This is a genomic window from Campylobacter concisus, from assembly GCF_015229955.1.
GTDB lineage: Bacteria > Campylobacterota > Campylobacteria > Campylobacterales > Campylobacteraceae > Campylobacter_A > Campylobacter_A concisus_AT.
On sequence record NZ_JAAKYZ010000003.1, the window covers coordinates 13,084 to 32,113 of the forward strand.

Here is a 19,030-nt window from a genome sequence, read left to right on the forward strand (position 1 = left end):
AGTGGATATTAATATACATAACATCCATAATAATGGGGATAATTGCATATTTGGTAGTTGTAAAACTTATTTTTAACCCTGACATAGTAAATGTACCAATTGTGGCATTTAAAATTTTACAAAATATTGGCACGCCAACGTTAAAAATGAAAGCCTATGTCGCGGTATTTGCACTAATAGCACCACTCTTGGTCGCTATAATTTGGTGGCTAATGCCATATCTAAGAGATAATGAAGATTATGGATCAGCAAGGTTTGCAACGCCAGCAGATTTTGAAAAGATGAAGATAAACTACAAAACAGGACTTGTGCTAGGATGTTTTGACATTGACAGCACAAGCCCAAAATTTATACGTGCAACGCAACCGCTCTCGACATTAGTAGTAGCACCTCCTGGAAGCGGAAAAACGGCTGGTATGATTATCCCAAATTTATTAAGTGTGCCAAATTCTTGCGTAGTATTGGATATTAAAGGGGAGCTTTACGTAAAAACAGCAGGCTATCGTCAAAAATATTTTAACAATGAAATCCAGCTATTCTCCCCTTTTAGCTGGGATAATACATTATTTTTTAATCCGTTTGATCATAGCCTAGTTAAAGATTTGCAATATCTTCATATAAAAAAATTAGCCGAGCAGATCGCCTCCACAATATTTGTAGGCGAAAAAGGTAGAGAAAACGATCACTGGATAATATCGGCAAAAACAATGTTTGTATTTTTTGCAGAGTATTTTATGCAAAAAGACAAGCACGCAACACTGGCACAATTGGCACAAGCACCAAAGGCTGATTATTTCGACTATCTTGATGAGAAATTTGGCGAAGAAGCCATGAAAGAGCCTGATGAAGACGATCCAACGAAACCAAGAGAACGAGATTATGATGTAGATACTTTCAAAATTTGGCTCAAACAGACTAGTTTTGACGAAACTATAGATGAGAATACAAGAAATCAAGCTAGAGCCTACTCAAAATCTGCCGACAATGAGTTTGCATCGATAAAATCGACATACGATACTTTTATGAAAGTTTTTACAAACCCACAAGTTGCTAGTGCCACCAGCAAAATGAGCTTCACATTTGAAGACCTAAGAGAAAAAAGAATATCGATGTACGTAGTCGTTCAAACCGAAGATATGGACATCCTAGCACCACTTATAAGAATTTTTGTAGAAACGCTATTTAAAAAGCTTATGAGCGGAAAAGAATGTAGTGATTTAAATAAATTTATTTACGCATTTTTAGACGAATTCGTTAGATTTGGAAAAATGCCATTCTTGCTAGAAGCACCAGCACTATGTAGGAGCTATGGCTTATTGCCTGTATTTGTGACCCAAAGCTATGAGCAAATCAAAAAATATTATGGCGAAGATGATATGAATATCGTTAAAAATAACAGCGGTTATCAAGTAATTTTTGGCATGAACAGCGACAAAGACGCTGAAGACACAAGTAAGCTAATAGGCGATTACACCAACATAAAAATAAGTAAATCGCAAGGCAATATGGATCTTTTTAAAAGCAATATCTCAAAAAGCAAAGAAGCAAAGAAGCTGGTCACAGCACAAGACCTAAAAAATCAGGATAGTAGCGATATTTTGATACTTGTTAAAGGATTTTTTAAAATGCCAATCAAGGCGAAAGTGCCGTATTGGTTCAAAATAGAGCAATTTAAAGGGGCAGATAAAGTAGAAGTAGTATCGACCCAAGAAATTATAGAAACAGCAGAAACAACTAAGACAATTACAAATCAAGAACAAACACAAGTAAAAGATGAAAGAAAAGAGCAAAGAGATGAATTATTAAAATCATTAAGAATAAAAATAGATAAAGAGTAGAAATTTTTTAAAAAAATTTATAAATATTACCAATAATTTTAAAGCAATAGTATTTATAAGCTTTAAATATTTTTACTTTTTAATATTTTATTGTTATATATTTTATTATTTATAAAGTTTTTAATCTAAAATTTAATAAAAAACCTAAATTTTAGATTAGAGCCTAAAAACTCTAAAAATCTGTCCTAAGGAGTAGAAAATGACCTATGCAGAAAAGCTAAAGCAAGAAGAAGCATATAAAGAGTATGAGATGTATCTTGCAAAGCAATTCGAAGAGAGCCAAGACGGCGAGTTTGAAATCAACGATGATGAAAGCAAGAAGTGGGATTACCTAAAAAAAGACCACCAAAGCCTCGAAATCATAGAAGAAGAAAATGAGCCTAACTCAAACCTATAGCCCAAAAGTTATAGGTTATTAACAGATGTAAAGGATAAAAAATGGCTGATTTTACAAAGTATATCAAGTCAGAACAACAAGAAAATGCCACTCAACAAGAGAGAAAAAGCTGGAATCAGATGGATAACGCTGAAAAGAAAGAGAGCTTTGATAAGTACATGAAATATAAGCTCTTTGAAGCCCACAAGACAGCAAAAGCAGACTGGCAAAAAGATATGAGTAAAGAAGAAGTCGATAGGACAATTCCATACAACGCAAAGACTGGAGCCACATACTCGAGAGAGACTAGTATGCTATTGAGAGCCGAAATGGCTATAAAAGGTTATGACAAGCCTCAATTTGTGACAATGGAGCAAGGTAACGCAATGGGCGGAATACTAAAGCTAAAACACGATGAGAAAACAGGCGAAATCCTAACCACTAAAAATGGCTTACAAGCTAGAGTCGATGGTGTTAAAATGCTCTATATTGCAGACCACGAGATTAGACCAAAACTAGACAGAGATGGTAAAGAAATCATGGCTGTTGTTAAAGACAAAGACGGCAATATAAAGTATGACAAAGAGACAGGGGAAGCAATGACCTATGTTGTAAAGGAAAAAATCCCAATTAATCCACGCCTAGAAACAAAAACTCTATATCACGTAAGTCAGTTTGATGGACTAGACGAGAGCAAGATCAAAGAAAGAGATCTAACAGCAATCCAGCACTATAGAGAGCAAGCGAAAAATCAAGATTTTGAAGTAAAAATAGATTACAACAAGACCTTGGGAATAAGCGGAAATTTAGAGAAACAGCTAAACAACCTAACGCTAGCTCAAATTAAAGGTGTAGATTATTTTAATCCAGCTAAAAAGATCGACATGACCAAAGAAAAAGCTCAAACCAAAGAGCAAAACAAGGGCATGGAGAGATAAATAGGTCATAAACGAAACTTAGGACAAATAGGGAGCAAAGCTCCCTATTGTTTGTAAAAAGGGAAAAAGATGTTAAGCGATTTTATAAATTTTTTAGGGCTGAGCGACAAAAAGAACAATAGCAAAATTCAAACAAATGTGGGCAACCCTACCACAAAAGAAAATACGGAAAATTTTATCATAGAAATGCAAAGTCCATACTTTGAAGAAGAAATCGCAACAGAAACAATTATAAAAAATAATAAAAAAATAGAAATAAAAAAAATAAAGACTAAAAATCCATTAGGTAATGGGAGAGCACTAATATCAATAAAAACATATATGAAAGAAATAACAAAGGCGTAAAATGGCACAGACAGAAGTAGCAAAAGATATATTAACCGATAGTAATTGGATTAATAAAGTACAAGCCGTTATGCAAGAAAACGTAATGAGCTTATTTGAAAAATTTTATAATGGATCGCATGATTTAGTATATTCAACTGCATCGGAAACTATAATAATTCTTATAGTGGTGTTTTGGCTATTAGGTAGAGTTAAAAATGGCTACCCAACAAGAGATGAGATCTTCGGAGCTATAAAATATTTAATATTGCTATGCTTCATATTTGCAACTCTTAGCTCCTTTAACGCCTATATGGGCGTTTTATACATTCTGACAATCCCAGAGAACGCAATAACCGCAATAGTTAGCTCAATTTTTGAAAATAAAGACTTTGGATCGATTGTGACAGAGTCAGCAAACAGGATCGATAATCTAAGAGAAATGATGTGGAGCTACGGAACAAAAGAGTATTTACAATCGCAAGAGTGGTCATTTTTAGGCATTAGCTTTAACGGCGTAATGGATTATTTATCGGCAGGTGTGATAACAGCAATTCGTATGATACCTTTTTGGATTTTTTATTTAGCATTTTTTATACTTTTGATAGGAATTACAATAGTGATTTTCTTTAGTAAATTTATGGCATTTCTAATACTTAGCACCTTGCCTTTAGTCATACCATTTTTAATAATGCCAAAATTTTTACCATATTTATGGAGCTGGTATAAGCTCTATTTATCATACGCAATTATTGCACCATTAGCGTTTATAGCCCTAAATTTAGCAATGAATCCAATTTTAGAACTAGAGAAATACCAAGATTATATAGGCGAACTATTTACTAAACAATTCGAATACCTAATTACAGGATCGATAACCTGCATAACAGCATTGTTTTTATTAAGGAAAATTCCAAGTTGGATCAACGCAGTGCTTGGTACGCAGATGGAAAATGGAAGTGGCGGTGTAACTGGCGGAATAGTGGCTGGTGCAGTAGCAGGCAAGACCATATTAAGCGGATTAGCTAGAAAAGCTGGTGGCGGAAGTTTTATAGGCGGAGCAGTAAGTGGATTTGGATCAGCTACAGGAGCTGGAGTAGCAGGACAAATAGCTAGTGCAAGTATAGGAGCAGGTGCAAATTTGATAAAAGATATCGGCGCAGGCTCAAAAGCAATAGGACAAGGCGTAGGAAAAGCATATGAAAAGTATAAAACATTTCGTGGCGGATATGTAGCACCATAAAAAGGAGTAAAACATGCAAAATACAATAATCATAATTGAAAGCCCAAACAAGGTCAATAAGATAGAGCAAATAACTGGAGCAAAAGTTTATGCTACAAAAGGGCATTTTAAAGAGCTTACAAATCAAATAGTAGTTGATTTTAAGGACTATGAGCCAATATTTGACTTCAAAGAAGATAGCAAAAGCCGAATAAATGCAATATTTAATGATTGCAAAGGAAAAGATGTCGTAATTGCGACAGACCCTGATAGAGAGGGATACGGAATAGGCTATATGGTTTATCAAACTATTAAAAATATAGCAAAAAGCGTTAAACGTGCAGAATTTCACGAGATCACAGAGAGTGGAATAAAAAAGGGGTTAGATAGTGCTGTGCCTTTCGCAAACTCAAATTTAAAAGAATTTGATAGCTTCAAGGCAAGAGCGGTAGGCGACAAGCTAGTGGGATTTATCATGTCGCCAACATACATCAATAAGCTAAATGATAAAAACAATAGCGTAGGCAGGGTGCAAACCCCAGCTCTTGCTCTAATTGTAAAGCGAGAATTGGAAATAAAAGAATTTCTAGAAAATAAGGCAAACGCAAAGATCGATTATAAAATAAAAGTAAAACTTAAAACAAAGGACGGCATAGAATTTAATGCGGTAAATGACAATATATTTACAGACAAAGATGAAGCAAACGCCAAAATATCTGAATTAGCTGGTAGCCTAGCAAAAGTATATAAAATTGATGTTAAGCAGGCACAACAAAAGCCTAAAGCACCTTTTAGAACATCGCAACTACAAGAGTACGCAAATAAAAGATTGGGCTTTAGCCCTGACAAGACGATGAGCCTTGCTCAAAAATTATTCGAAAAAGGCTTAATTACTTATCATAGAACCGATAGTAACAGCTTATCAAACGAATTTATAGATGAAGTAGGCGTTAAATTTGGCAATGAAGAATGGTATGAGAAAAAAGAATATAAAGCAGGAAGTCAAAGCCAAGCAGAAGCACATGAAGCAATACGTATCTCACACATACATGATTTTAACCAAATAGAAGAAATAGCAAAAAAAGAAAGCCTAACGGATGACGAAAAAAGCCTTTATGAGCTTATCTTTTTAAATTCGGTTCAAAGTCAAGCCAAAAATGCGATTAACGAAAATACTATATATGATATAGATATAAAGACGCTAAGCTTCAAGGCAAAAACGAGCAAATGTATCTATAAAGGATTTAAAAATGCTATCGTAGCCACAACTGAAGATGAAGACGACAAAGATAAAGAAATTCAAGAGATAACATTAAATCTAGCTCAAGGCGACGAGCTCCAAATATTAGAATTTAATCTACAGGAAGTAAAAAAGCAAGCGCCACAGCACTATAAAGAAAGTAATTTTATATCTCTTTTGGAAAAAGAAGGTATCGGACGTCCAAGCACGTATGCAACATTTCTGCCAACACTTATTAAAAGAGAGTACGTAAGCATCGAAACAAAAGGCAAAAATAGCAATATCATAGCAACGCCAAAGGGTATAAATTTTATTGAAACTATAAAAACAAACAACGATGAGTGGATCACACAAAGCGAATTTACGAAACAAATGGAAAGCGTGCTAGATGAAATTAGCAATGGAAAGGTTGACTATTTAGACTTTATAAGACCACTCCATGAGAAAATGGGCTTCAAAGAGCTAAACGATAGCATACAAAAGCCACCAAGCGAGAAACAACTCGAGTGGGCTAAAAATATAGCACATAGTTTAAATATTCAATTGCCAGACGGCATCGAAAAAGATTGGAAGATTTGCTCTAATTTTATTGACAAAAATAAGGACAAAGTCGTAGTGCCACCAAGCGAGAAACAAATAGAGTTGGCTAAAAAGCTATCTAAAGACAAAGGAATGGCACTGCCAAAAGATTACGAAAAAAATCTAAATATTTGTAAAGATTTTATAAACAAAGCAATAAAGAAAAAATAATAAAACAATAAAAAGGAGAAAACATGCACACATATGTATCAGTAATAGGAAATTTAACAAGGGATGTTGAGCTCAGATACACACCATCAGGGCTAGCCATAGGCAACACGGCTATCGCATCAACATACAAGTACACTATTAACAATGAGAAAAAAGAAGAAATCTGCTTTATAGATATCACTTTTATGGGTAAGACCGCAGAGATCGCAAATCAATATCTCAAAAAGGGGTCAAAAGTTTTCGTAGATGGTAGATTGAAATTCGACCAATGGACAGACAATAATGGACAAAATAGGAGCAAACATAGCATTGTCGTTGATAAAATGGTAATGCTTGACGGCAAAAAGCAAGAAAACAACGATAAGGAAACGCCGAACGAGCGAGAAGAACAAGCTGAAAAAACCGAGTATGTGCAAGGGGAATAAGCAGTAAATGCAAAATTTAACCCAAAGCGAAAGAGATCAAAGCTGGTTATCGGATAAAGATAAAAGAGCCAATATCTACTTCATGAGTGCAAAATATGACGTAGATGATGAGTTTTATACGAGTTTCGATGAGATAAGAGCCGAAATACAAGATTACAGAACACATTTTAAAGGCAAAGTGGTAGTATGCCCTTGCAACGATGGCAAGACAAGCAACTTTTATAGATACTTTGCCTTAAATTTTAAATCCCTAGAGCTAAAAAAGCTAATTACAACGACGTACAATATTAAAGACCCAAAATCAAAGGGGATGAAAATAGAGATCAGCGAGAGCGGAATAAATGAGACGATGTTGCAAGGAGACGGTGATTTTAGAAGCGAAGAAGTAAGACATATTATAGCAAGTGGCGATATAATAGTCACAAATCCACCTTTCTCCCTTTTTCGTGACCTAATAGAAATTGTAGAAGAACAAAACAAGAAATTTTTAATAGTTGGCGGAACCTACTCAATTACGTACAAAAAGATATTTGAGCTATACAAAAAGGGTAAAATTTGGCTAGGCAATCATCAAGTAAATATTTTCACACGACCAGACGGCAGTAAGAAGCGTTTTAGCAACATATCATGGTTTACAAATTTAAAAAGCATAAAACACCAAAATGGTATAAGGTTAACCCAAAAGTATAAGGGCAATGAAAATAAATACCCAGAGTACGATAATTATAAGATCATAGAAGTCAAAAATTACAAGGATATACCAATTGACTATGACGGAATAATTGGTATACCACTAACATTTTTTTTAAGGCACAACCCAGCGCAATTTAAAATTTTAGGCTGTGACTTTGAAATTAAAGACAAATACCCTGAACTAGTTAAACATACCTACAAAGAAAACAACACAAAATCAGCGGTTCTAAGAGGGCAAGAACTTTTTACAAGGATCATCATACAAAGAAAAGGCGGATTAAAGCCTAGAGCAAAAATATTAAATCAATTTTAAGGTAGCAAATGAAGAAGAAAAACAAGCTACAGCTTTTCAATACCCCAGCAAAGCGGTTTATGTGGGTTTTTTCATTTATAAATTTATTTGGGATCGGCATAAATGCTATTTTATATCTTCTAAAAAAACCAAATAAAATAGAGACCCTACTTAATGCAGATGCCTTTTTTATAGCTCTCGCTATTATGTGCTATATAATTTTTAACGTAATGCTATATTTTATTATTAAGATAAATTTTATTATTTCAGAAAGAAAAGAGTAATTTTTATAAAATACTATTGTTTTATTTATGAAAAAATATTCAAAACATAATTTTTATTTTTTAGATATTTATTTGAAATACTATTTAATAATTTAATATTTTATTATTTATTAAGTTTAAAAGTATATAATCATTTAAAAATCTAAGGCAAAGGAATAAAAATGATTGTTTCTATATGTAATGAAAAAGGCGGAAGCGGTAAAAGCACCCTAGCTACTAATATAGCGATAAACCAAGGTATTGTAAAAGGCGAACCACTATTATTGGTCGATACAGACCCACAGAAGTCAATAGCCACATTTTTAAATATACGAAACGAAGAAAATCACCCAAAAGCATTTGACTTTGCATATAAATACGGCGAAGAACTAAAAGTATTCCTGCAGGACAACAAAACAAAAAGGGATATAGTAATCGATACAGGCGGACGAGATAGTCGAGAAATGAGAATAGCGATAGCACTAAGCGATATTGTTATAATTCCGACAATACCAAGCCAGTTTGACGTCAGCGTCCTTGATAAAATGGTAAATATAATCAAGATGGCAAAGGAACAAAACACTAATCTGCAAACATATATTGTAATCAATAGAGCGTCCACAAATCCATTTTTAGCTAAAAAAGTAGAAAGTCTCAAAAATTTTATAAAAGAAATTCAAGAAGACTATATAAAACTAGCAGAAACAATTATATTTGAAAGAGAGCGATATAAAATTGCGACCCAACTGGGACTAAGTGTAGTTGAAATGAACGACGGCAACAAAACTGAGCAAGAAATCAAAAATTTATGCAGTGAGATATTTTAAAAAATGAAGATAATAGTAGCATCGCCAAAAGCGATGTGTAAATTTAAAAAGGGGAAAGAAGAAAAGCACTTTTTTATATTTTACTTATAATTTTTACTGAAAAAATATTTTTATATTATTTAAATTTTATATATTTTTTAATTATTTATTAGTTTATTTTTACTTATTTTATTATTTTTTAAGCAAATTTTCACTATAATAAACTAAATTCAATAAGAAAAGGATACAAAATGGAAAAAACAAGAGATGAGCTAATCAAGGTTGGAGCTTACATAGAATCTAAAAATGGTATAGAGTTCTATGTTAAAATCACTAAGGTAGAAGGCTCAAATGTAACCGTTAGTTGGAGAAATGATTACTACGAAGAAAACTCTCAGGTAATTCCTAAGTCTATCATTAAAGTAGATGGCGATGGCGAATTAAGTGTTCCAAATTGGACAATAAGAAGGTAGTCAGCGGATTGTTAAAATATAGCAAGAAGCAGATATGCGAAGAGATATTTTAAAAGGATAGTAAAATGAAAATAAATAAACTACTACTAATAGGAGCAGTTTGCGTGGGGTTACACGCTGAATCTATAACTAAACAGCAAGTATGCCATATGATAGACGCGTTATCTTATCAGCTTAATATAAAAGATTTGGGTAATAATGAGTTTACTATAAATTATAAAGACGGTGCATTATACAAGTACGATAACCTAGACGAATACAAAAAGTGGTTTATTGAGTGCTATGACAGGGACAGGCTTATTGCTAGAATAATAGATAAGGGCAAAATCATAGAGAGAATAGATTCGTCAATAGGCAACTATAAATGGGTAACGTTTGAGCTTGAAAACTGCACCCTGAAAACTCTTGGAAAAGGTAGCGACTATGCGCCGATCGGTGAACCAAAATGTAAAAAAGATAGCGACCGACAGGAGATAAAATGACGATAGAGACGATAAAAGAAATTTTGGGCTGGCTTGATCAACACAGCTGGTATATAATATCCATATTTATACCGATAGGCTTATTTTGTATATTTTATAGCTCCAAGCAAATAGAAAAGGCGAATAAAGAACTTATAGAAAATTTAAAGAAGCTACTTAATGACGAAGAGTTTAATTTTTTGATCGACGATAAAAACAGGACAAAGTACTTACGCAAATTTAACGACATAATCAAAACAGAGATGTCGATAACAGAAGATAAATATATAGCTATTTTGGCAGATTTTCGCGATACGATAAAGGTCGATTTTCAAGAAAAGCTAAGGCTTGACGAGATAAGGAAGCAAATATTATGAAGCCTTTAAGAGAATATAAAAATTTATAATTTTTATCGCTTTTTTGGTATAAATTTAGGAAATTTATTATTTTTAGTTTTATGAAAAATTAAAAATAATGCTATCTTAATTTTTAATATTTTATTTTTTATTAAGATTAAGAGATTAGAATTTTAAAAAAATAAAAGGGAAGAAAATGGACTTTAAAAGAGCAAGCAACTCTACGGACAAATTAGATGAATTTATAGCTGGAGCAGATAGTCAAAAGGAGCAATCTACAAAAAAAGGCAAGGTATCGGTTGGAACTAAATTTTCTAAAGAACTAGGCATAAAAATACGCAAGAAATATCCAACATATACGCTAGCAAAATTTATAGAATTAGCATTAACAACACCTATATCATATATAAAAGATGAAGTGCTTGTAACGATCTATGACCAAGCAAAATGGCACAATACGAGCATGAGCGAATTTGTAAGATTTAAAATGGGATTGATAGAAGCCCCACAGCCAAATGACGCAAAAGAGAAAGAGCATCAGCAAAACTATATAGTATTTGTAAGCGAAGCAAAAAAAGAAAAGATAAGACAAATCGCAGAAAGCCTAGAAATAAGTATTTTAACCTATTCAGACATTAAAATTCTAGCAACATACGAGCTAAAAGATATTTTCACATTTGATGAACTAATGCAATTTAAGGCGGAAGCGAACAACTTTGACCTAGATCTGGAAGAGTACATAGCCATGAGAATAAGAGGTTGATAAGCCAAGAAACAAAAATGATTAAAAAAATTAAAAACAACCTTATAAAAATCCATAAAATTTTAGTAAGAATGTTTAAAAATAAAAATAACGATGAGCATAGTAAAAGGCAAAATTTACATACCCCTAAAGCGGAGCAAATAAATTTTGACGTTCAAAAGCTAGAGCTAGATTATTAGGATAAGTAAGAGTGATCGTAGCTCTAAGCAAAATCAAGCATCCTCATTTAACATAAACCTAAAAGAGTAACCGATAATATTTTTCTTAGAGCCATCGGCTAATTTTTTTTCAAAAGTAAGCTTTTTAAAGTAATTTTTATCAAGCTCTTTGATTGATGGCTTAATTACAAAGCGATCTAAATCTGACGCATTATAAGTTGCAGGAGTGCTCATAAAATTTTCAAAATCAGTCCTGTTTAAATTAACACACTTACAACCATCTTTATCGGATCTTATGTTTTCATATTGAAGCAGGAGTCGGTAAAGGGTCTTGGCAAATTTACTTCGGATTGAAATAAAATCGTGTAAATTTATCCTCATAAATTTTAAAGTACCAAACAGAATATCAAGAGCTCTACTATTTAATCTAAACCTTAGCATTTGTTTATTTCTGTATGTATCAATATCAATAAAAAAAACCCCAACAGACGTGATCTCGTCGTCCCCAGTAGTCTCGACACTCCTATATATCGCCGCACCATTTTGCCCTAAAACTTTTAGTCTAAAATTTTGCATTTCTTCATTAAATCTAGTTTTATTTAAACCACTTGGGAAGAAATCGTAAAAGGCAGAATAGGGCATTTCTATAAAACCCTTATTCTCAGAATAGCCCAATTGCTTTGCATACCAGCAAATAGTAAAAAAGATATCATAATCCCTAGATGTAAAATTTACTGGAAATAATATCGAATTCATTTTGTTGCGAAAAACGAGCGTTCCATTGCTTTCTATACGAGCTACTCTAGTAGTTTTTAGCACGAAATTACCTTTCTCAAAATAGAAAGACATTTCACACATTTTTTTACCTCAAAGTTCAATTTTAGAATTTCGATAGTAAAATACGTTCAATTTATTACAGCTTAAAATTTATAAGGTAGAAATTAATGTATGACAACGAAGCTAAATTCTCTCTTTGGTGTGATTTTATAGAGAGAAATTTTTTACAAAGCGACTTTAACTCTTTATTAGAAAATAATGTTATAAACGGCGCTACAAGCAACCCAGCTATTTTTAAAACAGCATTTGCTTCACCTGCTTATAAAAAAATCATAGAAACTAGCAATAAACGCCACCCAAAAGATCTTTATGAAATTTTGGCTACTCAAGATATAAAAATCGCCGCATGTAAAATGTTAAGGAATTATGCAAACGGCGATGATGGCTTTGTAAGCATTGAGGTTGATCCAAATTTAAGTGACGATACCGCCGCAACGATAGAGGAAGGTATCAGGCTTTATAATCTAATATCAATGCCAAATGTTATGATAAAAATTCCAGCTACAAAAGATGGTTATGAAGCGATGAGCGCGCTTATGGCAAGAGGAATTAGTGTAAATGCTACGCTTATATTCTCACCAGATCAGGCTAAAAACTGCCTTGAAGCTTTTAAAGAAGGCAGTAAAGCTTATGCAAGTCGCTTTATAGATACTACTATGCCAAAAGGTGTGATAAGTGTTTTTGTAAGTAGATTTGATAGAAAGCTTGATGAGGTTATGGCTGCAAAGAGCTTGCCAACGGGACAAATTGGCATAATGAATGCTGCGAATATATACCACCTGATTGAAGATTTTGGACTAGAAAATGTAAGAACACTTTTTGCAAGCACAGGCGTAAAAGGCGGTAGTTTAAGAGAGGATTATTACGTTAGAGAGTTAATGTATAAAAATTCTATAAATACAGCACCAATAGAGACGATAAAAGAATTTATAAAAGAAAGAGCAGAGGCAAAAAATGTACCTAGTAAAGAAAATATCTCAAGCTTTTTCCAGATTATAAAAAATAATGAGATAGATATAAATGTCGTTTATAAAGATTTATTAAGCGATGGCTTAAAGCAGTTTGTATCAGCATTTGATGATATTATGAAATCACTTTAGACAAAGAAGCCCAAGCTAATACATAAACAGCAAAAGTGATTATTTTTAAACAAGCTTTATGTGAAATTTATAAAGCATTGGATAAAATCAGCACCTATTTTTTTATGAAAGGAAAACGATGTTAGAAGGAATCGTTAGAGAGAGTATCGGTAAGAAGTCTGCAAAGGCTTTGAGAAGAGATGGTTATCTAATCGCCAACATTTATGGCAAGGGATTAGAGAATGTTGCAGCTGCTTTTAAAGTAAATGACTTTATTAAAGAAGCACGCAAAAAAGAGAGCCTTGCTTTTGATGTAAAAGTAGGCGGAAAAGTTTATAATGTCGTTATTGTTGATTACCAAAGAGATGTTGTTACAAGCGATCTTAAACACGTAGATCTAAAAGTAGCACTTCCAGGCGTTTTATCAAAATATATGATCCCAGTTAAGCCAGTTGGAACACCTATTGGTCTTAAAAATAAGGGCGTTTTGATCCAATCAAAAAGACGTCTTTGCGTAAAATGTACAGCTGAAAATTTACCAAATTCATTTGACGTTGATGTAAGCAAACTTGACATCGACGATACTATTTTGGTTCGTGATATCACAGCTCCTAAAGGCGTTACTATTGTAGACGCTGACCGTGTTGCGGTACTTGGAGTTATTAAAGCTAAATAAAAAGGGCTTTTGTGACACTAATAGCGGGGCTGGGAAATCCTGGCTCCAAATATGAAAAAACTAGACATAATATAGGCTTTATGCTTATAGATCTCCTAAAAGACTCAAATTACAAAGATGTTAGCTCAGCTAAATTTCAAGGCGAAGTTTTTAAATTCAATGACATTATCTTGCTAAAACCAACAACCTTTATGAACCTCTCGGGACAAAGTGTAAAAGCGGTCAAAGATTTTTATAAACCAGATAGAATAATTGTAATACACGATGACCTTGATCTTAGTTTTGGTGCAGTTAAATTTAAAAAAGGCGGTAGTAGCGGCGGGCATAACGGTATAAAATCGATCGATGGACTAATAGGCAACGACTACGAAAGGGTGCGTGTTGGCATTGGACACCTTGGTGATGCTAAAAATTTTGTTCTTGGAGAGTTTAGTGATGAGGAGAAAAAGGCTTTAGATGAAATTTTGGCCTACACAAAAAATGCAGTTTGCGAGCTACTAAAGAGTGACATCAATGAAATCTCGCAAAAATTTACGATAAAAAAAGGTCTTATCAAATGAAATTATACGCCAGATACGTTGGCTGGGTCTATATAAAATCTTTTCTTATCGTATTTTTAGCGCTTGAACTATTTTATGTTGGTATCGATCTACTTACAAATTTAAAAGATCTGCCACCATCTGCAAACCTTCAGCTCCTTTATGTTGGGCTTACATCGCTTAGCGCTATTGGCTACGTTTTGCCACTTTCGCTTATTTTTGCACTCATTATTTTACATGTAAATATGGTCAGATCAAACGAGCTAATCAGTTTTTATGCGCTTGGCATTAGTAAAAATAGCTTAATTTTTCCACCATTTTTTATTGCACTTTTTGTAACTATTTTTTATGTTGGCTTAAATTTTACTCCATTTGCCTATGCGCACGACTATCAAAAAAGTATCGCTAAAAATACGGCTTTTTCGAAAAACACAAATGATTCGTTTTTAAAATTTGAAGGCAAATTTATCTACATAAAGGAGCTAAATTCTGTTAATCAAATAGCAAATGATGTTAGAATTTTTGAGATAAATGGCACAAATTTACTCTCAACTACATTTGCAAATCATGCTAATTTTAAAGACAATGAGTGGATTTTAAAAGATGTTAATCAAACTATTTTGCCGCAAATTTTAGAGCTTGGTGAAGCTGGTTTTAATAAAATACAAAGCGAGAACTTAGATGCACTAAAGGGCTTTAAGCCAAAGAGTATTGAAAGCGCTGTTAGCGTTGAAAACTCAAAATTTAATATCCCAGATGCGATAAATTTTATAAAGACATTTAAGAATGAAGGCATCGGCCTTGATAGCGCAAAAACAGCTTTTTACAACCTTGCTATCGCACCATTTTTTGCACCATTTTTGTTGCTCATTTTTTACTATCATTTGCCTGTAACTGGTAGATTTTTTAATCTTGCACTTTCGACTTTTATCTTTGTTGTGATAACTCTTGTCGTTTGGGGACTGCTCTTTATTCTTGCAAAATTTGCACAAACTTCTGTAATCTTGCCAGAGATTGGTATAGTTTTGCCAGTCATTTTACTTTTTGCATACGCCATTTATCTCATAAAATCGCATCGTTAAGCCAAATTTTGGCAAGCTTTTTGTAAAATCAAGCCATTTTAATAAAGGCTATTTTATGGATTTTAAAGAGCTTGCAAGTAGATACAAAACCCCACTTTATATTTATGATTTTAACCATATAAAAAATCGCTATGAAGCACTAAAGAATGCATTTTTTGCTAGAAAATCTCTCATTTGTTATGCGGTGAAAGCAAACTCAAATTTAAGTGTTTTGAAATTTCTAGCCGACCTTGGAGCCGGGTTTGACTGCGTGAGTATCGGCGAGGTTAAAAGAGCACTACTGGCGGGAGCTAAGAGATATCAGATCATTTTTAGTGGTGTTGGCAAGAGCGATGATGAGCTAAAAGAGGCTTTAAAAAAAGAAATTTTACTAATAAATGTCGAGAGTTTTGCTGAACTTTTAAGACTTGAAAAGATCGCAAAAGGGCTAAACTTAAAGGCAAGGATCAGCATCAGGGTAAATCCAGGTGTCGATGCAAAAACTCACCCATATATCTCGACAGGACTAAATGAAAATAAATTTGGCGTTGATGCTGAAACAGCCAAAAGAATGTACATCCACGCTAAAGCTTCAGACTCTCTTGAACCAACTGGTATACATTTTCATATCGGCTCTCAGCTAACATCACTTAGCCCGATAATCGATGCTGCAAATATCGTTAGCGAGCTTTTAAGAGAGCTAAGAGCACTTGAGATAGATATCAAATTTTTCGATGTTGGCGGCGGACTTGGCATCATTTATAACGATGAAAAAGAGATAAATTTATATGACTATGCACAAGGAATTTTGGGCGCACTAAAGGGTCAAGACGTAACTATCGTTTGCGAGCCAGGGCGCTTTATCGTAGGTAATGCTGGCTACTTTGTCGCAAGCGTTTTATATGAGAAATTTAACGGCAAAAAGAGATTTGTCATCACTGATGGTGCGATGAATGATCTTATTAGGCCAAGTCTTTATGGTGCTCATCATGAAATTTTTGTTTGTGGCAAGGATAAAAATTTAGGCACTTGTGACGTGGTCGGTCCAGTTTGTGAAAGTGGCGACTTTTTGGCAAAAGATATAGAGTTGCCAGAGTGTGAGAGTGGAGATATTATCGTGGTAAAAGGTGCTGGAGCTTATGGTTTTAGCATGAGCTCAAACTACAACACAAGAAACAGAGCTGCTGAAGTTTGCGTGCTTGATGGCAAAGATAGACTCATAAGAAGACGTGAGAGCTTTGAAGATGTCGTGGCACTTGAGAGAGAATTTTTGGAGAGCGCTGATGCAAGAGCTAAATGAGCTTAGAAAAGAGATCGATGCGATTGATGATCTCATCTTAAATAAACTAAATGAAAGGATGATTTTAGTTGAACAAATCGGCAAGCTAAAACAAACTAGCGGAACGCCTATATATCGTCCTGAGCGTGAGCGAGCTATCATAAACCGACTAACTAGTCTTAGCAAAGATAAAGCTTTAAATAAAGCTGCGATCGAGGCCATTTATCTTGAAATTTTTGCTGTTAGTAGAAATTTAGAAATGCCTCAAAAGATCGTCTATCTAGGACCTGAAGGCACTTACACGCATCAGGCAGCCCAGAGTAGATTTGGTGCGATGAGTTCATATTTGCCACTTGCGACCATCGAGGCGGTTTTTACAAAACTAGCTCAAAAAGAGGCAAAATACGGCGTTGTGCCTATTGAAAATAATACCGAAGGCGCTGTTGGCGCTACGCTTGATTGTTTGAGTAAATTTAGCGATATAAAAATAGTTGCTGAGCTTTATGTGGATATCCATCACAGCTTTGTTAGCATAAATGAAAATTTAAAAGAGATAAAGCGAATTTATTCACATCCGCAAGGATATAATCAATGCCGTAAATTTCTAGAAGATCATATGCTGAATGAAATTGAATTTGTCCCAGCAAAATCAACTGCCGCAGCCGCATATATGGCATCAATGGATAGAAACTCAGCCGCCATTTGCTCAAAAATCGCAGCTAAAATTTACAATGTGCCGATCGTTTATGAGACGATTGAAGACAATATGGCAAATAGAACGAGATTTTTGATTTTAAGCGATTTTAAAAATGCAAGAGTTGAAAACTCAAAAACTTCGATCCTTGCAAAGACTGATCACAGTCCAGGACGCCTTGCTGATCTGCTTTCTATCTTTAAAAATGAAAATATCAATATCACTAAACTTGAGTCACGCCCTATTAAGCAACGCGAGTTTAAATCGATGTTTTATCTTGATTTTGAAGGGCATATCGACGATGAGAAGGTGCAAAATGCCTTTGAACTCGCAAAAGAGAGTGGTGCTGAGATAAGCTGGTTGGGGAGTTATTTAAACGGAGAAGAGTAATGAAGTTTAATGATTTTTTAGATGATTTAGTTAATTATGAGGCTGGAAAGCCGATTGAGCTTGTAGTTAGAGAGTTTGGCATCGAGGCAAAAGATGTGATAAAGCTAGCTAGCAATGAAAACCCTTTTGGCACGAGCAAACGCGTAGAAGAGGCTCTAAAAGAGGTTGCTAAAAAAGCGCATCTCTATCCGGACGATAGCTACTTTGAGCTAAAAGAAGGACTGGCTAAAAAATTTGGCGTAACTAGTAAAAATTTAATCATTGGCTCTGGAAGTGACCAGATCATAGAATACGCACTTCACGCAAAGGCAAACAAGCAAAGTGGCGTTTTGATGGCTGGCGTGACATTTGCGATGTATGAAATTTATGCAAAACAAACTGGAGCTAAAATTTATCGCACAAAGAGCGTAGAGCATAATTTGAGCGAGTTTTTAGAAATTTATAATGCACATAAAGATGAAATTTCTGTCATCTTTCTTTGCTTGCCAAATAACCCATTAGGTGAGTGTTTGGACGCAGATGAGGTCTTTAAATTTATAAAAAGCGTTGATGAAAATACGCTTGTTGTGCTTGATTGTGCCTACAATGAATTTGCAAAATTTAAAGATAGCAAAAAAGAGATAAAGCCAAGCGAGGTGGTGAAATTTAAAAATGCCATCTATCTTGGCACTTTCTCAAAAGCCTACGCACTTGGCGGCATGCGCGTTGGATACGGCGTGGCAAATGAAGAGATCATAGGCGCTCTCTCAAAACTAAGAGCTCCGTTTAACATCACAACTCCAAGCTTAAGAGCTGCGATAGTAGCACTTGGAGATGATGAGTTTGTGCAGCAAACCATGCAAAATAACTTCGAGCAAATGAGGAGATATGAAGAATTTGCAAAGCAAAATGGTATAGAATTTATCCCAAGCTATACAAATTTCATAACTTTTAAATTTAACGAGCCAAAATCAAGCCAGATATGCGAAAAGATGCTAAAAAAGGGTATAATTTTGCGAGATCTAAAAAGCTATGCCTTAAATGCGGTGAGAATCACCATCGGTCAGGCATGGCAAAATGATAGGGTTTTTGAAGAATTAAAGCAAATTTTAAAGTAG

Annotated in this window: 23 protein-coding genes; 22 read left to right on the forward strand and 1 reads right to left on the reverse strand. The window is 34.2% G+C overall.

Annotated features, from left to right (window positions below):
- The first annotated feature begins 32 nt into the window (after positions 1 to 32).
- The 15 genes from G6W45_RS05685 to G6W45_RS05755 all read left to right on the forward strand — a co-directional run bounded on the left by G6W45_RS05685 (position 33) and on the right by G6W45_RS05755 (position 11,399).
- The gene (locus G6W45_RS05685; protein ID WP_194167931.1) at positions 33 to 1,838 is read left to right on the forward strand and encodes a type IV secretory system conjugative DNA transfer family protein; all 1,806 of its coding nucleotides are present in this window, start codon (positions 33 to 35) and stop codon (positions 1,836 to 1,838) included.
- A gap of 199 nt (positions 1,839 to 2,037) precedes the next feature.
- Positions 2,038 to 2,235: a hypothetical protein gene (locus tag G6W45_RS05690; protein WP_021092004.1), complete on the forward strand. Its 198-nt coding sequence runs from the start codon at positions 2,038 to 2,040 to the stop codon at positions 2,233 to 2,235.
- A gap of 41 nt (positions 2,236 to 2,276) precedes the next feature.
- Entirely contained in the window at positions 2,277 to 3,152 is an 876-nt protein-coding gene (locus G6W45_RS05695; RefSeq protein WP_103620028.1) for an ArdC-like ssDNA-binding domain-containing protein, read from the forward strand.
- A 69-nt stretch (positions 3,153 to 3,221) separates the two neighbouring features.
- Complete coding sequence (locus G6W45_RS05700; RefSeq protein ID WP_021091977.1) at positions 3,222 to 3,497, forward strand: hypothetical protein; 276 nt, start codon at positions 3,222 to 3,224, stop codon at positions 3,495 to 3,497.
- A 1-nt stretch (position 3,498) separates the two neighbouring features.
- Positions 3,499 to 4,719, forward strand: coding sequence for a type IV secretion system protein (locus G6W45_RS05705; protein ID WP_021091994.1), 1,221 nt, complete (start codon positions 3,499 to 3,501; stop codon positions 4,717 to 4,719).
- 13 nt (positions 4,720 to 4,732) lie between these two features.
- A complete protein-coding gene (locus G6W45_RS05710; RefSeq protein WP_194167812.1) occupies positions 4,733 to 6,688 on the forward strand; it encodes a type IA DNA topoisomerase in 1,956 nt (651 codons plus the stop codon).
- Positions 6,689 to 6,711: 23 nt separating this feature from the next.
- Positions 6,712 to 7,113: a single-stranded DNA-binding protein gene (ssb, locus tag G6W45_RS05715; protein ID WP_194167813.1), complete on the forward strand. Its 402-nt coding sequence runs from the start codon at positions 6,712 to 6,714 to the stop codon at positions 7,111 to 7,113.
- Positions 7,114 to 7,120: 7 nt separating this feature from the next.
- Positions 7,121 to 8,119, forward strand: coding sequence for an adenine-specific methyltransferase EcoRI family protein (locus tag G6W45_RS05720; RefSeq protein WP_194167814.1), 999 nt, complete (start codon positions 7,121 to 7,123; stop codon positions 8,117 to 8,119).
- Positions 8,120 to 8,127: 8 nt separating this feature from the next.
- On the forward strand, positions 8,128 to 8,382 hold the full coding sequence (locus G6W45_RS05725; RefSeq protein ID WP_242039078.1) for a hypothetical protein: 255 nt from the start codon (positions 8,128 to 8,130) through the stop codon (positions 8,380 to 8,382).
- Positions 8,383 to 8,543: 161 nt separating this feature from the next.
- Positions 8,544 to 9,188 carry an AAA family ATPase gene (locus tag G6W45_RS05730; protein WP_021092016.1) on the forward strand — a complete coding sequence of 215 codons (645 nt, stop codon included), beginning with the start codon at positions 8,544 to 8,546 and terminating at the stop codon, positions 9,186 to 9,188.
- 230 nt (positions 9,189 to 9,418) lie between these two features.
- Positions 9,419 to 9,640 (forward strand): hypothetical protein, encoded by a 222-nt coding sequence (locus G6W45_RS05735; protein ID WP_103620035.1) that lies wholly within the window; start codon positions 9,419 to 9,421, stop codon positions 9,638 to 9,640.
- A gap of 65 nt (positions 9,641 to 9,705) precedes the next feature.
- Positions 9,706 to 10,122 (forward strand): hypothetical protein, encoded by a 417-nt coding sequence (locus tag G6W45_RS05740; protein ID WP_194167815.1) that lies wholly within the window; start codon positions 9,706 to 9,708, stop codon positions 10,120 to 10,122.
- Positions 10,119 to 10,478: a hypothetical protein gene (locus G6W45_RS05745; protein WP_021092013.1), complete on the forward strand. Its 360-nt coding sequence runs from the start codon at positions 10,119 to 10,121 to the stop codon at positions 10,476 to 10,478. The genes G6W45_RS05740 and G6W45_RS05745 overlap by 4 nt, the downstream gene beginning before the upstream one ends.
- 175 nt (positions 10,479 to 10,653) lie before the next feature.
- Entirely contained in the window at positions 10,654 to 11,220 is a 567-nt protein-coding gene (locus tag G6W45_RS05750; RefSeq protein ID WP_194167816.1) for a hypothetical protein, read from the forward strand.
- A gap of 17 nt (positions 11,221 to 11,237) precedes the next feature.
- Entirely contained in the window at positions 11,238 to 11,399 is a 162-nt protein-coding gene (locus G6W45_RS05755; RefSeq protein ID WP_194167817.1) for a hypothetical protein, read from the forward strand.
- A 33-nt stretch (positions 11,400 to 11,432) separates the two neighbouring features.
- On the opposite strand, the gene G6W45_RS05760 is transcribed toward G6W45_RS05755, so the two are convergent.
- Positions 11,433 to 12,197, reverse strand: a complete 765-nt coding sequence (locus G6W45_RS05760; RefSeq protein WP_234402919.1) for a replication initiation protein — start codon at positions 12,195 to 12,197, stop codon at positions 11,433 to 11,435.
- Between the two features lie 125 nt (positions 12,198 to 12,322).
- Between G6W45_RS05760 and G6W45_RS05765 the strand changes: the two genes are divergently transcribed.
- The 7 genes from G6W45_RS05765 (at position 12,323) to hisC (ending at position 19,030) form a co-directional block, all read left to right on the forward strand.
- Positions 12,323 to 13,315 carry a transaldolase gene (locus G6W45_RS05765; RefSeq protein WP_194167818.1) on the forward strand — a complete coding sequence of 331 codons (993 nt, stop codon included), beginning with the start codon at positions 12,323 to 12,325 and terminating at the stop codon, positions 13,313 to 13,315.
- 118 nt (positions 13,316 to 13,433) lie between these two features.
- Positions 13,434 to 13,970 (forward strand): 50S ribosomal protein L25/general stress protein Ctc, encoded by a 537-nt coding sequence (locus G6W45_RS05770; protein ID WP_021091684.1) that lies wholly within the window; start codon positions 13,434 to 13,436, stop codon positions 13,968 to 13,970.
- An 11-nt stretch (positions 13,971 to 13,981) separates the two neighbouring features.
- On the forward strand, positions 13,982 to 14,530 hold the full coding sequence (pth, locus tag G6W45_RS05775) for an aminoacyl-tRNA hydrolase (protein ID WP_194167819.1): 549 nt from the start codon (positions 13,982 to 13,984) through the stop codon (positions 14,528 to 14,530).
- Complete coding sequence (locus G6W45_RS05780) at positions 14,527 to 15,591, forward strand: LptF/LptG family permease (protein WP_194167820.1); 1,065 nt, start codon at positions 14,527 to 14,529, stop codon at positions 15,589 to 15,591. Before pth ends, G6W45_RS05780 begins: the two co-directional genes overlap by 4 nt.
- A 55-nt stretch (positions 15,592 to 15,646) precedes the next feature.
- A complete protein-coding gene (gene lysA / locus G6W45_RS05785) occupies positions 15,647 to 16,870 on the forward strand; it encodes a diaminopimelate decarboxylase (protein WP_194167821.1) in 1,224 nt (407 codons plus the stop codon).
- On the forward strand, positions 16,854 to 17,933 hold the full coding sequence (gene pheA, locus G6W45_RS05790) for a prephenate dehydratase (protein WP_084042224.1): 1,080 nt from the start codon (positions 16,854 to 16,856) through the stop codon (positions 17,931 to 17,933). The genes lysA and pheA overlap by 17 nt, the downstream gene beginning before the upstream one ends.
- Positions 17,933 to 19,030: a histidinol-phosphate transaminase gene (hisC, locus tag G6W45_RS05795; RefSeq protein ID WP_194167822.1), complete on the forward strand. Its 1,098-nt coding sequence runs from the start codon at positions 17,933 to 17,935 to the stop codon at positions 19,028 to 19,030. The genes pheA and hisC overlap by 1 nt, the downstream gene beginning before the upstream one ends.